Source organism: Paenibacillus abyssi (assembly GCF_014640295.1).
In the GTDB taxonomy this organism is placed as follows: domain Bacteria; phylum Bacillota; class Bacilli; order Paenibacillales; family Paenibacillaceae; genus Paenibacillus_D; species Paenibacillus_D abyssi.
On record NZ_BMGR01000005.1, the window covers coordinates 31,087 to 45,461 of the forward strand.

The 14,375-nt window shown below is 46.0% G+C and carries 11 protein-coding genes and 1 pseudogene; 2 read left to right on the plus strand and 10 right to left on the minus strand.

Features of this window, described 5'->3' with window-relative positions:
* Nucleotides 1–9: 9 nt before the first annotated feature.
* The 6 genes from IEW11_RS08700 to IEW11_RS08725 all read right to left on the minus strand — a co-directional run bounded on the left by IEW11_RS08700 (nucleotide 10) and on the right by IEW11_RS08725 (nucleotide 7,727).
* Nucleotides 10–723: a L,D-transpeptidase family protein gene (locus IEW11_RS08700; protein ID WP_229725063.1), complete on the minus strand. Its 714-nt coding sequence runs from the start codon at nucleotides 721–723 to the stop codon at nucleotides 10–12.
* A 326-nt stretch (nucleotides 724–1,049) separates the two neighbouring features.
* On the minus strand, nucleotides 1,050–1,925 hold the full coding sequence (locus IEW11_RS08705) for a radical SAM/SPASM domain-containing protein (protein ID WP_188530682.1): 876 nt from the start codon (nucleotides 1,923–1,925) through the stop codon (nucleotides 1,050–1,052).
* Nucleotides 1,926–2,331: 406 nt separating this feature from the next.
* Entirely contained in the window at nucleotides 2,332–4,503 is a 2,172-nt protein-coding gene (locus IEW11_RS08710) for a glycoside hydrolase family 2 protein (protein ID WP_188530683.1), read from the minus strand.
* 44 nt (nucleotides 4,504–4,547) lie between these two features.
* The gene (locus IEW11_RS08715) at nucleotides 4,548–5,390 is read right to left on the minus strand and encodes a carbohydrate ABC transporter permease (RefSeq protein ID WP_188530684.1); all 843 of its coding nucleotides are present in this window, start codon (nucleotides 5,388–5,390) and stop codon (nucleotides 4,548–4,550) included.
* Between the two features lie 6 nt (nucleotides 5,391–5,396).
* Nucleotides 5,397–6,275, minus strand: a complete 879-nt coding sequence (locus IEW11_RS08720; RefSeq protein WP_188530685.1) for a carbohydrate ABC transporter permease — start codon at nucleotides 6,273–6,275, stop codon at nucleotides 5,397–5,399.
* A gap of 96 nt (nucleotides 6,276–6,371) precedes the next feature.
* A complete protein-coding gene (locus IEW11_RS08725) occupies nucleotides 6,372–7,727 on the minus strand; it encodes an ABC transporter substrate-binding protein (protein ID WP_229725107.1) in 1,356 nt (451 codons plus the stop codon).
* Nucleotides 7,728–7,895: 168 nt separating this feature from the next.
* On the opposite strand from IEW11_RS08725, the gene IEW11_RS08730 reads away from it, so the two are divergent.
* A complete protein-coding gene (locus IEW11_RS08730) occupies nucleotides 7,896–9,626 on the plus strand; it encodes a cache domain-containing sensor histidine kinase (RefSeq protein WP_188530687.1) in 1,731 nt (576 codons plus the stop codon).
* 40 nt (nucleotides 9,627–9,666) lie between these two features.
* Complete coding sequence (locus IEW11_RS08735; protein WP_188530688.1) at nucleotides 9,667–11,178, plus strand: response regulator; 1,512 nt, start codon at nucleotides 9,667–9,669, stop codon at nucleotides 11,176–11,178.
* Between the two features lie 197 nt (nucleotides 11,179–11,375).
* On the opposite strand, the gene IEW11_RS08740 is transcribed toward IEW11_RS08735, so the two are convergent.
* The 4 genes and pseudogenes from IEW11_RS08740 to IEW11_RS25320 form a co-directional block, all read right to left on the minus strand.
* On the minus strand, nucleotides 11,376–12,011 hold the full coding sequence (locus IEW11_RS08740; RefSeq protein ID WP_188530689.1) for a hypothetical protein: 636 nt from the start codon (nucleotides 12,009–12,011) through the stop codon (nucleotides 11,376–11,378).
* A 64-nt stretch (nucleotides 12,012–12,075) separates the two neighbouring features.
* Complete coding sequence (locus IEW11_RS08745) at nucleotides 12,076–12,993, minus strand: Rossmann-fold NAD(P)-binding domain-containing protein (protein ID WP_188530690.1); 918 nt, start codon at nucleotides 12,991–12,993, stop codon at nucleotides 12,076–12,078.
* A 176-nt stretch (nucleotides 12,994–13,169) separates the two neighbouring features.
* A complete protein-coding gene (gene zupT, locus IEW11_RS08750; protein WP_188530691.1) occupies nucleotides 13,170–13,979 on the minus strand; it encodes a zinc transporter ZupT in 810 nt (269 codons plus the stop codon).
* Between the two features lie 261 nt (nucleotides 13,980–14,240).
* Nucleotides 14,241–14,327, minus strand: a pseudogene (locus IEW11_RS25320) (carbohydrate-binding protein); the annotation flags it as partial.
* Between the last annotated feature and the right edge of the window lie 48 nt (nucleotides 14,328–14,375).

The window sequence follows — 14,375 nt, forward strand, 5'->3', positions numbered from 1 at the left end:
CTTTTCTTACTACGAACTTCCGGCAACAATAGCGATTCGGGGAGACTTGCTTTTATCCAACGCCTTAAGCAATGTAAGCAAGTTTTGTTCGGACATGGCAACACAGCCTGCAGTAGGCTTCTCCGGGCTTCGCCAGAGATGGATGAAGATCGCGCTCCCCTTTCCCTTTTTGATCGGCCTCTCATTATAGCCAATCACAATCGCATACTTATATAACGGCTGGTACAATCGTTCGAATGACTTCCATTTCTGTAGGGGATCTTTCGTATAATGAATCCACTTGTTGTAGTCTTTCGATGAAGGATCATCGATCCAATAATGATATTTGGTTGTTCTCTTATAAGCCAGCTTGATACCAGCCGGTGCCGCTGTGCTGCCGAACGCCGTCCCCAAAGGAAAGATGCCCGTCGGTGTTTTCCCGTCACCTTCTTTTTGTTTGTTTATTCCATTCTTCCCCAATACAACAGGAACATTGTCTATGGAGGCTATCCAATTTCCATTTTCTTTCTCTAATAGTGATAGCCGGCCTGTAAAGCTCTTAGTATGGTCCGCCTTAACAAGAATGACTTGAGATGAGCCTGAGTGATCCAGCTTTTGGGCAAATGAACTCGACACCGTCTTCCCGTCGGCCTTTACCGTGCCGGCGGGCAGCATCACTGTCAAACATAAGCATGTAACAACAAAATAAACAAGGATCCATTTCAATGCTGCCATATACTTCATCGTCTTTTCTCCTTATCCTATTATTCTTTTAGCTATTATAGATATTCGAAATGCATCTCCATATATGGGCACAATTTGCGGGAATATGTCGAAATTTACGTGACCACGCAAAAGAATTTCGGTTTAAGCAAGTGTATACGGATAAGGATTTGTCTGCTGCTATTAATTCGGTGGCCCGCATGGCAGAGCAATTAAATAAATCTGCAGCAACCTTAAAAATCAACAAACATCCCTCGGCATAGACCCCTTAATTCTTTGATATAAACAGAAAGGACGAACAGCCAACGCTGCTCGTCCTTGATTGGTAGTATTCTGTTAAAGCACTTTTATGCGCCAAATCGTTGTCTATAGCCGCATTTCCTGCATAATTCCTCAACGGCTTCCCTTCTGGAAAAACCATAAAAAAGGTTATTGGCTCTTTCCCCCTCTACGATTTCAGAGAAAGGCGTATCATTAACATTTCCCAAGTTAATGACACCTTCGCCATCGAGGCAGCATGGGACAACCGTGCCATCAACCAGAACCGCTGCTTGGCTGCGCAGGGCATGACAGAAGCCTTTGCCGTTATCCTCAGGTGCTTGCAGGCTAGGCCATTGGAATTCATGATCCTGATTCAAGTAGATCCGATCGGCGATTTTGACGCCGCTGCCCGGTACCACTTTTTCCTCGATTTTATAATCCAGGCTGAATTCCTTCTCCAAAATTTCCAGCGTCTCCCGGTTTCTCTGCCTCTCCAGGTTCGTCATATTGTCCTGTGTAAGATTCCATAAACGGAAGGATACAATCACCTTATGCTCCGCTATTTCCCGGACAAAGGAAAGTATACTCCTTAAATATCCCTCACGGTCGGTAGACCCCTCATGCCCATCAAAGCTGTGGAGTGAGAAGTTAATTTGGCGCAGGGCCGGCTTCCCAAGCAACTTATGTTTCACTTTATCAATCAGGGTTCCATTTGAAGTCATATTCACATTGAAGCCTTTTTCATGTGCTGCATCCAGCAATTCATCAAGTTTGGGGTGCAGCATCGGCTCCCCCTTGACATGAAGGTAAATGTGATTGGTATGCGGTTTGATCTGATCGAGAATGTTATTAAATGTATCCAGCTTAATAAAATTAGCCTTACGGCTCGTTTGCGGGCAAAAGCTGCACGCCAGATTACATACACTCGTAATTTCGATATATACTTTTTTGAATGTTTTCAAGACTGATACCGCCCTCTGTTTTTCTAGTGGCAAGAACAATGATGAACCGGTAGGATCATGCCGGCCACATATCTGCTATTATAACATAGAGAGGTTAGGCAGGCTTGTGCGGAATTCAAGCTCTCCCGGAGGAAGGCTTCATGATTAATCATTATCTTCATCGTCATCGTCGTCAATTTCGACCGACAGAATCTTGCCTGTCGGTGCGTCGATTTCCCGCTTCCGCGATATCGTTCAGCGCTTGTTCGGTCGGGCCCCCGTTCGGGACTTTCACCCTAGAGATGACGCCCATGCTGGGCGAACAATAAAAAAGCTGACATCTGTAAACAGGTGTCAGCATTTCGAACATGTGTTTTAGACCCTATCGTATTTTCACACAACATTCTCGTATTGAATTTATTCAGCATTAACCATGATACACCCGAACCCCATACTCGTGATTCATCCGCCACGGATGGCCCTCCACATGCACCGGATGGTTAAAGGCGTCTTCGTACGTATTGGTAGCAATGATGGTCCCCTCTTGGTCCTTCACAACAAGCGCGATGCGGTAGGAAACCCCGCTCTCGACTTCAAAGGAGAGATCTGCGACATAGGATGCCGAATCCGCGTCCGCCTCGACAAGCTTTTCATCGGATGTAATAAGCGTATGATTGCCGTCTGTCACGGTCCATTCTACCGTACATGTGCCGAATGACTTCAGAAGATCATTCACAAACCATATGCCGACCGGTTTATCCGCTGTTTGCTCCACGAAAATGCCGACCGGCTGGTTGCTCTCCATAAGCGCTTTCAAGCCCATTTTGGGGACACCCCACCAGTCATAGACGCCGTAGAAGCTCTGCGGGCAAAGATCGATGAACATAAAATGAACATACCCGGAGCAAGGCTGATACTTCTGAATCCGGTAGTGCTCGGTAAAGTATTTAATCAGCCGGTACTGGTAATATTGAATATCTTCGAATTGCCCGCTGATATTTTCGAGCCGTTTATAGACCTGCTTAATCGTTTTTAAATTGGACGCACAGCCAGGCGCATCAAATCCATATTCAGTGTTCAGCTTCTCTTTTGTTCCGTAGATTTCGGTGTAATGAACATTCGGCGCTTCCAGCGAGCCCGTATAGTTGTGGCTGTCGCCGCTTGTCGGATCGTCGTGGCAAAAGGAGCCCTTGATTACCGGCCTGCTCGGATCGATTCGGGTTACCGTCTCATAAAGCTGCGGCCCGGGGCTGATCTGCATCGCATAACCCTCGGTTCTGCCGGCAGGGTCAAATACGCCCGGTTCATTCAAGCAAATCCAGTTGATCACTGAGGGATGATCGTTGAGCATATACACGGTTTCCTGATAAATTTGAATAAAACGCTCCGCCCACTCGCTGTCCACGGGATGCGTCCAGTTGTATTCGGAATCCTGCATAATAGCAATGCCGACCTCGTCGCACAGCTCATAGAATACGGCTTGCTCCACATGCACATGAACCCGGACCAGATTGAAGCCGGCATTCTTGATCGCATGCAGATCCCGCAGATACCGCTCCTTATTCATTTGTGATATGTAGACTTCAGGAAAATATGATGTTCCCCGGATGTACATCTTTTTGCCGTTTACAATGAAGGTCGTCTGCTCTTCATTCCGGATCATGTCAACTTTCCGGAATCCGATACGCTTGGTGACTGCGTACACAACAGCGTCATCCGCTGCCAGCTCCAATTTCAGAATATAGCGATGCTGTCCTCCACGATCCCATGTATTCCACAGCTTGATGGAATCGGCGTCAAAAGCGTACGTAATGCGGTTATGTTCCCCATTTAATTGCAGCGTCTGTGTAAAACGTGTGACAACCAGATGGGTTGAAGCATCGATTAACCTGCAATTCAGGCTGACCTGGCTTGCTTGCGACAAGTTGACAACCTCGGCGTTCACCGTGATCTTCGCAGCCTTTAAATCGTCCGAAAGCTCGTAAGTGACAAACGGCTCACCCGCAAACCGGATTCCGTTATAGAAGGTCAAGCCGACGGAACCGTAAATGCCGACAGGGTTGACATCTCTGGCGATCAGCGTATCATCGTGCTCGTAGGTGCCTTTCGTCAAATCGCGTTTGACGTTGAACGTACGCCGGTTATAATCGTTGAGATGGACATCCTTGTCCCAAGGTGACCAAACCTTTACAATAACATTGTTCTTACCTCCTTTATGAATCAGATGGCTGACATCAAATTCAAAAGGGATTGAATACCCTTCATGCTCGCCCAGAAATTCTCCATTAAACCAAACCTTGCAGAAATAATCTACATTCGTAAACTTCAATACGCAGTGGCTCTCCTTCAGATCCGCGGCAATGTCGAACTCATTCTTATACCACCAAGGCGCCTGGTTGAAATAGCGAAGCTCGCGCCCAAAATACGGTTTGTCAGAAAACAGCAGCTGCAGATGCTTCAACTCGTCTATCGGCTCCCACTCGGAAATTTGATGGCCGATCGCTACATAATTAAAGCCTTCCCGGTAAATGCCCAGCTCCTCCCCCGTATCGTGCACATCCTGCAGAATCATCCAGTTTCTCTTAAGCTCCATATTCATCCTTTTTCTCCTCCAATATATGTCATATTTAGCTGCTATCGAAATCAGCTTTTCACCGCACCGGCCGCCATGCCCTCAATTACACTTTTATTTAAAATGAAATAAATAAGCAGCGTAGGCAGAATTGTCACGGTTATGGCCGCGTACGTCGCTCCCCAATCTGTAAATCCGTACAGCCCTACAAAATCTTTCAGTCCCAAAGGCAATGTTTTCATACTGGACGAGGTCATAAACGTGTTGGCAAAAATAAACTCATTCCAGATAAAAATAAAATTGAACGTAATAATTGTGATTGTCGTATTTTTGGACATCGGCAGGATGATGCTGGTGAAAATTTTGAACGAGCCCGCGCCGTCCAAATGGGCCGATTCAATAAGAGAATTAGGCACATAACGCATAAATCCGCTGTATAGATAAATGCATATCGGCAGGTTAAACCCGACCTGAGGCAAAATAAGTGACGTGAACGTATTTCTCAGGCCTAGCGCATTATAGATTTGGAACATCGGCAGCAGAGTGACGAAGATCGGGATCATAATGCCCAGAAGAAAGAACGCCAGCACTTGATTTCCCGCCCCGAATTTCATCTTCTCAATGGCAAAGGCCGCAGGCGCTCCGATGACAATGGTAAAGAACAAGGTAAGCACCGCAACGATGGAACTGTTCATGAAGTAGGTCGGAATTTGCGAATTTTGCAGCATACTGACATAGTTGCCAAGATAAAAGCTGCCCGGTAGAGAATACGGCGCACTGCTCATCACTTCGGCCTGGGTTTTAAAGCTGGAGATGATGACCCAGAAAATCGGATAGACCTGGATCACAACAAACACAGCCAGGATCATATAGAAAAGGGTTCTGACCCCGATATTCAATGGTGCGGTTTTCATTTTCCATCACGCCTCTACATCAACTTTTGAAATCAGCTTGCGGATCAGCGTCACAATCAGAAGACACTCAATGACCAGAAAAACCGCAATTGCGCTGCCATAGCCGTAATTAACCGAATTGAAAGCAACCTTATACATATAAGTGGATACCAGTTCACTTGACGCTCCCGGTCCCCCGTTGGTCAGGATATAAGGCACATCAAATCCCTTCAATGTTCCGCTGACAAGCATGACCACCGTAATAAAGAAAATGCCTTTAATAAGCGGGAAACGCATGTAAATATACTGCTGCCACCAATTGCAGCCGTCGATCACCGAGGCTTCGATAATATCGTTGGAAATCGCCAGGAAAGCGGCATAGTAGATGACCATATAGATGGCGCAAAACTTGTACGCATCGACAAGCGTGACGATGATTAAGGTCAGATTCGGATCGGACAGGAACGCCGCTTTCAGGCTATCCAGACCTACTGCGCCAAGGGTAGCATTTACAACCCCCTCGGGGTTGATCGACAGCATTTTGGAGAAGATCTGGCTGATCGCCATCGAGGAAATAACACAGGGAATAAAGTAAATCACTTTAATAAAATTTCTGAATTTCGTGATGCTCGTTAAGATAACGGCCATCGTCATGCCGATCACAATCTGCACGACCGTTCCCAGTCCGGTAAAGATTAGATTGTTTTTAAAGGACGTAATGAATACATTATCCGTCAGCATTCTCGTGTAGTTGTCGATGCCGATAAATCGTTTGTCCCCGATTCCATTCCACTCATATAAGCTATAGGTGAACGACCAAATGATGGGTACGATAACGGTAAACAAAAATACGAGCAAAGCAGGCAGTACGAACAGCCACGGTTCAATCCTTTTATTGCTTGTCACAGGTCTCTCACCCCTACCGCTTCTTTATAATCGGCCAAAACGGGACGATGCGGATGCGGCCCCGTTTTGACCGACTTCACATTTAACCGTTATTTATTATTTAAAATACTTCGGCGCATTTTGCGCGATCGCATCATCCATTCTCTTCGCAAACTCTTCAGGCGTGCTTAACCCAAGCGCCAGATTGGTGCTTTCTCTGCCGATCGACTCGTTTGTTTCCGGATCCAGCCTTACATCCCATACCTTCGTGTAGGTTTCAACCTCGGAAATATCCTTCAGCATATCCTTGTAAATTTGCGACAAATCATCCTTGATGGTCGGCTGGACGGACGGAATGACATGGTATTTGTACAGCGCCGTATCCGCATAATTGTCGAACAGGAATTGCAGGAAATTTTTCATTTCTTCGTTGTAGGCATCCTGTCTGATTGCCGTTCCTATACCGGAATTCGCGAAGAAATCGGATACTTTCGTTTTGTCGGACGCGCTGTACTGCGGCATTTTGAAATAACCGAAATTTTCTTTCAGGTTCATGTTCTCGTCGATCATATCCTTCACTTGCCAGGTTCCGATGTAGTACATTGCCGTTTTGCCGCTTAAGAACAGCTCAAGAGACGTATTGTAATCCGCATTGGACCAGCCTTCGTTAAAGTAATTTTGGCCCAGTTTCTGGATGAACTCCGCCGCTTTCATGCCGGCCGGATCCGCCATCTTTGCTTCGCCCTTGCGCAATTTATCTAAGTAATCATTGCCTTCCATGCGGAACGGGATAAAGGCCATATATCTCAGCAGCGGCCAGAAATCTTTGCCGTGTACGGAAATCGGAGTAATCCCTTTGCTTTTTAATGTTTCGCTGATCGCCAGAAACTCATCGAACGTTGTGGGTGCGCTTACACCAGCCTGTTCAAAGAGTTCCTTGTTGTACCAAAAGTACTCCGCATTCGCGTTCCATGTCATCAAGTACAGCGAACCGTCGTCAAGCCGCGGATAATCGATCGATACCTTGAAAAATTTATCCGTCACGCCAATTTCTTTGTAAACGTCATCGATATTGACGACAAGACCCTTTTCTGCAATGCCTTCAAAGAACGGCTCCGGATCCGCATCGAACCAATCCGGCAGCTCATTCGCCGAAGCGAGGATTTTGATCTTCTGAAGATAAGCCGGCCGGTCCGATATGCTCTCCACCTCAAGCTCGAAATTCGGATTGACCTGCTGTTTGTACTGCTCCGCAAGATCCATGATCGTCTGTACCGCACCGTCGCTGAGGAGCTTGGACGTCAAATAGTGAATTTTGAGCGGCTGCGGCCCGTCACTGCCGCCTTCCTGCTGCTGGCCGCCTTGGGCATTCGATGAAGCGCCTGTGGTCTCATTGTTATTGCCGCCGGCGCATGCGGAAATGATCGAGGCCAGCATCCCTATGCAAAGCAGAATAGCAAAGAATTTGTTCATTTTTTTCACTGCTTAACCCTCCCAGAATGTTTTTGTTATGCCTGGCATAGTTCAATTATAAGAGCCGCTTTTTAAATTTAATATTTGAAAATCTTTTGATATTGTTTATAATTTAATGAAAATTAAAGCGCTTCCAGATTGATAAATCAACCGTAGGGGAAAATGGACATGAAACTGTTAAAACGACTTCCGGTACCCGCCACCATCAAGCAGCGATTTATTCTGATCGCTATTCTGATTTCATTCGTCCCTATGATTATCATTTCGATCTTCTCTACCTACACGTATACAAACGCAACCAACGACTATGTCTTGAACGCAATGCAAAATCTGCTGAATTCCATCGATTCCAACCTGAATATTATGTTCGGCGACGTAAAGGATATGGTGAATATCGTCTCTACGCTCGACGTCGTGCAAAATATCAGTGACACGAAAGACCCGAGCAAGTGGGACCTCATGAAACTGATGGGCAACTTCACTATCAACAAAAACTACATCAAGACGATCCTTATTTCCAACCGCAGCACCATGTATTATCTGGACAGAAATACGGTCAAGCTCTTTTCATCCAACTCCGTCACTTATACGTACCATCAGGATTTTTTCGAGAAAATCAACGATTGGTTCAGCGATATCGAGGAAAACAATACGACAGGACAATGGCTGGACGGCAAAAAGGTCGATCTGAACAATAATGCGATTTTCTATGGCCGGGCTTTCAAAAACATGAACACGATGGATTACATCGGGATGATTGTAATCGGCATCGACAAGAACATCTTCGAACGGTTGAACAGCGACAAGGATACGAATGATTACAAAATTGTCATTATGAATCAGGATAATATCCTCTATTCGTCCATTGATGCGCTAAACGGCGGCCAGCCCGCAGGGCAGGAATTCATTCGGCAGATCCATGGCGGCGGCAACAAAAACAGCATTCAGATCGATACCGCGAAATATATGTACAGCGTGAAGACCAATGAGTTGACCGATTGGAAGATCATTTCCCTGGTTAACACCAACGCCATGAACGACAAGAATACATCCGTCATGATTATGACCGCGATTTTAATTCTGCTCTCCCTGTTTCTGACCATCGGATTCGTCCTGCTCAGCAGTGAGAAAATTACGCGGCAGATCAAGCTGCTGACGCTCGCCATCGGCAAATTCGAGAAGATGGAAGAGATTGATTACGAGTTTGACGACAAGGACGAGGTCGGGAAGATAGGCAGTGAATTTCAACGCGTCGTAAACGAGAACAAAGCGCTGACCTCCAATCTGTACAACGCCATCATTAAACAGAAAGAAGCGGAATTAATGGCGCTGCAATCCCAGATCAATCCGCATTTCCTTTACAACACGCTGAACAGCATTTACCTGATGGCCGAGAAAATAAAAGCCAAAAATATTTCCGCCATGGTCCTGAACCTCTCGAAAATCTTCAAGTTTGCCTTGAACCGGGGGGAATCGTTCACCATGATCAAAAACGAGATCAGGCATGTGGAAAGCTATCTGGAAATTCAGAAGATCAGATATGAAGACAAGATCAACGTTCATATCGAGATCTGCGAAGACATTCTGTATAAGAAAATGGTTAAATTCATCATTCAGCCCCTTGTCGAGAATGCCATCTACCATGGACTCGAACAGAAAGAAGGCCCCGGTAACCTTTATATCTACGGTTGTTTAAAGGGTGATAAAATAAACTTTTTGATCAAGGATGACGGCATCGGCTTCGACAGTGAATCCGTGATGAGTGAAGGAAGAGGAATCGGCATTAAAAATGTCGATGAGCGCATTAAGCTCTATTATGGAGACCATTATGGTCTTCAGATTAACAGCCAAATCGGCGTCGGAACGGAAATTACCGTTGTGCTGAAGGACATGAACTAATACAGGCAGCATGTCGAAATCATACGAATGAGGTGGACCCATGTTTAATTTATATCTTGCCGATGACGAGAAATTGGTGATTGATACGTTAACATCGATTGTTGACTGGGAGGAGCATGGCATCAAGCTTGCGGGCTCCGCCACGAACGGGAAGACGGCCTGTAAAGAAATAATGGAGCACGACATCGATATTGCGATTGTCGATATCCGCATGCCCGGTATGAACGGTCTGGAATTAATCGAAAGCGTCAAAGAGATCAAGCCCGATACGATCTTTATTGTGTGCAGCGGCTATAGCGATTTTAGCTATGCCAGAGAAGCCATGAAGCACGGCACCGTCTATTATCTGACCAAACCCGTTGAGATCGACGAGCTGCTCGATGCCGTCCGGATTGCGGTGACCCGGTGCGGAGAGTCCAAGCAGCTATCCAGCGGCGATATCCATCGGTTAAAAACCGAGAAGATGCTCTCCGAAGCGCTGATATACGGGCAATTTTCCGAGGCATGCGACTACGAGCATTTTTTCGTGGCGACGACCAGCATCGAAGCATTGCCGGATTATATGAACGTGCTGGACAGTATGATCAATGACGCCGTCTTATCGGAGCAATATACGGTACACCAGATTTATAACCAGAGCGAAATCATTCTCCTGTTCACCGGTCTGAGCGACTCCAGCCTGGTCTCCCAGACACTGCTTCTGGTCACCCAGGAGCTCAAGGACAAACTGAATATCGACATCAAGTGGGGGATCGGAGCAAGCAAACCCGAGGCCAGCGATATTCATATATCCTACATGCAGAGCAAACATGCTTATGATTATGCGGTATTTGCAGATGAGCGCATCTCGTCCATCCGCGATGTTAATTACTCGAACCATCAGAAGATGGATATTGATTATCCAGCAATCATTGACGCTTTAACGGGAAACGACGGATTACAACGAACGAAAGCCTGTCTTCATGCTTTTATCGACAAAGCGCTAACCGACAGGGTCCGGCCTGATGTCCTGATCTACCATTGCACCGAAATCATTAATTATGCGACCAATTATTTCAAGCAGCTGTACAGCATTCCGCCGGAGGAACTGTATCAGCACAATTATGCCAGCATTAAACAGCTCAATGAGGTGAAAAGTGCGCGCATGATGGGCGAAATTACCTTTGAATGCTTAGAGAATATGGTCGATTTCCTCAACGACAGAATGAAGGACTATAAGGACAAGATTATCAGCCAAATCAAAGAATACATCCATGAACATATAAGCCAGGCCATCTCCGCAGCGGACATCGCTAAAGTCATTAACTTTAATCCTTCGTATATTAGCAGCTTCTTCAAGAAAAAGACCGGGGTTACGCTCTCGGACTACATCACCGAAACAAAAATGGAAAGGGCTAAAACCTTGCTGTCGGGCAGCGTATTGAAAATCAACAAAATCGCCGAGGAAGTCGGCTACGACGATCAGCGGTATTTCTGCCTTGTATTCAAGAAATACAGCGGGCTAACGCCAAGTCAGTTCCGGGACCGGAAGCGGCCGGAGAAGATTGTTTAACTTGATTGCATACTGTTTTACCGAGGGTGGGTTAAAATACTTTCCAACGTTATCCGTGATGGAGACAATCTCAAAAGGCGAACTGATCCATGAAGCCCCCGGTCATTCCTTATCCTAATGAGGACCATGTCTTCATAGAGAAAACAATACTGGAAAGGATCCTCCGATGCCAGACGTATCAGTCAAGTTATAGCAGCTCACTTCGGTTTCAAGGATTGTTTAACAAACAGCGACTGCCGGCGTCGGAGATCATGATCCAGCAGGGCATAAATGACACCAATAGTCCCGAAAATCAGAATAGAGCTGACCATGTTCAAGTCATATTCCCGAATAAAACGGTCATCGTACAACAAATGGAATATCAATCTCCCGCCTATTCCACCCAAGCAAAAATAGAGCAGCACACGAAGCCATGAAACGGTCACGATTCTGCCAATAACAATGGATAACGGCAACAAAACCAAAGGATACAAGACAGACGCCGTAAGGAACATCAATATGATAAAAATAAAACCTATATTACGAAGGCCATAATATTCTGTCGTAGTTATTTTGTAACCTTCTAACCATTCTAATCCCAATGCCCCTGCACTGAATAAAATAATGAAAGCGAGCCATAAAATAAGATACCTTACGATGTACAAGTTAACACCACCTACACCAACTATTTTACGTAATAGACGATGTTTATCTTTACAATGTTTTTCGTGAACAACATTTTCCTGCATCTTCTGCGTGTTTACCAAGATGGGATCGCCCCAGCAAACTGGGCATATGAGGTATTGCCCTGCTAGGCTGAGGAATGAAACCACATGCATATAGCCAAACATCATGACGAATTTCCAAAGCAGCAAAAAGCCCAAGCCATGTAAGCTTGAGCCTGTTAATGCCTGCTAATTATCTTCTGTTGAGCATATAGATCAGCAGCGACTTTTGGGTATGCATGCGATTTTCAGCCTGCTGATAAATGATCGACTTTTCCGATTCGATCAGCTCTTCCTCGATCTCTAGGCCCGGATGAATGGGCATAGGATGCATGATATACGGAGAATGCCCGCCGAGATTTGCTTTATTCAGCTGGTAGGGCAGCATCTGCTGAATTCTACTGTTCTTTTTCTCTTCGTAGTCGGCCGATTGGAATAACTCCATGTCCACCCATGTATCGGTATAAACAAAATCAGACCTCGACACCGCTTCAGACAGGTCAGTCACGTTCTCCACATATCCGCTTTGGTAGGCGGCCTGCATCAGCTCTTCATCCCATGCGGCGTCATTTACGATCGGCGTGACCAATAGCAGCTTAATGCCGAGCTTGATACACCCAGCAACCAATGAATTGGCGACATTGTTATGCACCCCCACATAGGTAAGCGTTACGCCGGAAAATGTCCCTGCAACCTCATAAATGGTCATGAAGTCGGACAAAGCCTGGCACGGATGATATTTATCGTCGCACCCATTGATCACCGGGACTTTCGAATGCTTGGCTAATTCAATCAGATCGGAATGCTTCTTTAATCTTGCCACGATGAGATCGCAGTTTCTTGAGGCATACTGCGCCTCATATTGAATGGGCGAAATGCTGAAGTTGCTTGAACTCCAGTCCATCATAACCGCATAACCGCCCATCTGATTAATCCCGGACTGGAAGGACAGGTTGGTTCTTGTCGAGGTTTTCTGAAACAGCAGCAAAAGGCCTTTTCTCTCGCATTCCTGATAAAACTTCTCCGGATATTTCTTAATTTCAATGCCTCTATGAATAATGGAGTACATAAGATCCGTGTTTAACTCTTTTAAGGACAGCAAATGGTTCACTTTGTTCACCTCATTCGAATATTTATACAATTATATGCATGTATATTCAATTTAATGCCAGAAGAGGCATTTGTCAATCTCTAAAGAATGGAATCGCGCAAAAAAAAGAGGCCCGGCCTTGTTTCGGCCTGCCTCTTCCCTCCCGCGCTTTAGCTGCACGGATGGATAAATAGTCTCTAAATAAACAACAACAAGCTAATCGCCATTACGCCCATACCGCTGATTAAGCCGTAAATAGACAGATGTCCCTCGTCATATTTCTTGGCAGCGGGCAGTAATCCATCCAGCGAGATGAACACCATAATGCCGGCAACAGCGGCAAAGATAATTCCAAACGTGAAATCGTTCAGAAACGGCATCAGAACAAGGAATGCCGCAAGTGCGCCGATCGGCTCGGATAGACCGGACAGAAAAGAGAGCTTAAAAGCTTTCTTCTTATCACCGGTTGCGTAATAGACCGGTACGGATACAGCAATGCCTTCAGGGATATTATGAATCGCTACCGCAACGGCAATAGCGATGCCAAGCGCGGGATCCTGCAGAGCAGAGGTGAAGGTCGCGATCCCTTCCGGAAAGTTGTGAATCGCAATAGCCAGCGCCGTAAATTTCCCCATCTTCAGCAAATTCGCATTTCTGACCGCCGTATCCGAACGCTGCATATCTTCGACTTTCTTTCCCTCATGGGGATTACCCTGCTTCGGCACAAATTTGTCGATCATTGCAATAAGAATCATCCCTCCGAAGAAGGCGCCAACGGTAATCCAGTTACCCATCTGATTTCCCGCTGCAGCTACAAGCGCATCCTGCGCTTTCACAAATATCTCAATCATCGATACATAGATCATAACACCTGCAGAAAAACCAAGCGTCAATGCGAGGAACTTCGTATTCGTTGTAGATGCAAAGAACGCCACCAGACTTCCGATCCCCGTAGCCAGACCGGCCATCAACGTCAATCCAAATGCGAACAACAGATTTTCTGTCATTATTTCTTCTCCTCTTGAATTAGCGGTATGCGAACCTTCGATCGATGTCTCATTTACCCGAAGTAATTGGATAAGCACATATTTGTTTACCTTGGGAAACATTTTACACCGAAGGAAACTTGTCCGTCAACACTAATATTCGCGGGGAAATCGGATCCAATTACAGAACCATATGAGGTCACGTTTCGATGAAAAATAAAACAAAGAAAAAACAGCCGAGGCAAGCTCGGCTGCTCATCTTAAACTCGTTCACTGCAATCCCCACAATGCGGGCACGTTCGGCGGTTCCCAGCCCGTTTGGGAGGTGTGGGCCTGGATACCGTAATAGGTTTTGCCCCCGTAGGTCACCTGGGGGAAATATCTCTAGCAAAGCCAGGCCGCACCGGCAACCATTCT

Coding starts and splice junctions, on each gene's coding strand:
- IEW11_RS08700 (WP_229725063.1), bottom strand. CDS start 723: ATGAAGTATATGGCAGCATTGAAATGGATCCTTGTTTATTTTGTTGTT.
- IEW11_RS08710 (WP_188530683.1), bottom strand. CDS start 4,503: ATGAATATGGAGCTTAAGAGAAACTGGATGATTCTGCAGGATGTGCAC.
- IEW11_RS08715 (WP_188530684.1), bottom strand. CDS start 5,390: ATGAAAACCGCACCATTGAATATCGGGGTCAGAACCCTTTTCTATATG.
- IEW11_RS08725 (WP_229725107.1), bottom strand. CDS start 7,727: ATGAACAAATTCTTTGCTATTCTGCTTTGCATAGGGATGCTGGCCTCG.
- IEW11_RS08730 (WP_188530687.1), top strand. CDS start 7,896: ATGAAACTGTTAAAACGACTTCCGGTACCCGCCACCATCAAGCAGCGA.
- IEW11_RS08735 (WP_188530688.1), top strand. CDS start 9,667: ATGTTTAATTTATATCTTGCCGATGACGAGAAATTGGTGATTGATACG.
- IEW11_RS08740 (WP_188530689.1), bottom strand. CDS start 12,011: ATGATGTTTGGCTATATGCATGTGGTTTCATTCCTCAGCCTAGCAGGG.
- zupT (WP_188530691.1), bottom strand. CDS start 13,979: ATGACAGAAAATCTGTTGTTCGCATTTGGATTGACGTTGATGGCCGGT.